Source organism: Arthrobacter sp. JCM 19049, assembly GCF_001310435.1.
Map to the genome: position 1 here is coordinate 1 of NZ_BAXF01000841.1, position 690 is coordinate 690.

The window sequence follows — 690 nt, forward strand, 5'->3', positions numbered from 1 at the left end:
CTGTCGGCATGGTATTCGACCAGCAGCGCGGCCTGGTCGCTGACCTCGAATCCGAGGATGGCCTCGGGCACCCCGGGAAGGCCCTGCCCCACCCGCAGTGAGGTGCTGTCCATCAGCTCCAGGGTTGCGGCCCCGGACTCCACCAGCTCGGGAAGCGCCCGGGTGGCCTGGTCAAGGTTGTCGAAGACGGCCAGGGTGGCCACGGCAAGCTTGCGGATGGGGATGGTGCGGAACACGGCCTCGGCCACGAACGCCAAGGTGCCCTCGGAGCCGATGATCAGGTGGGCCATCAGCTGCGCGGGCGAGTCGAAGTCCAAAAAGGCGTTGATGCCGTAACCCATGGTGTTTTTCAGCCCGAAGTGCTTTTCAATCAGTGCCACCGAGGCCCGGTTGCCGCGCACCCGTTCACGCAGGCGCTGCAGGGTGGCCACCAGGTGCGGTTCGGCGGCGGCAAACTGGCATCCGCGTCGGGGGCGGCGGTATCGATCATGGTCCCGCTGGGCAGCACGAAGACCATGGACTCCAGGGTGCGGTAGGTGTTGAACTCGGTGCCGCAGGCCATGCCGGAGGAGTTGTTGGCAATCACCCCGCCCACCGTGCAGGCCGCCTCGCTGGCCGGATCCGGGCCCAGCTTGTAGCCGTGGCGGGCCAGGCGCGCATTGACCTGGCGGATGGTGGCCCCGGGCTGCA

At 68.0% G+C, this 690-nt stretch carries 1 pseudogene; it reads right to left on the reverse strand.

The window, feature by feature from the left end:
• Positions 1-690 (reverse strand): annotated as a pseudogene (locus tag JCM19049_RS21635) (FAD-binding oxidoreductase); the annotation flags it as partial.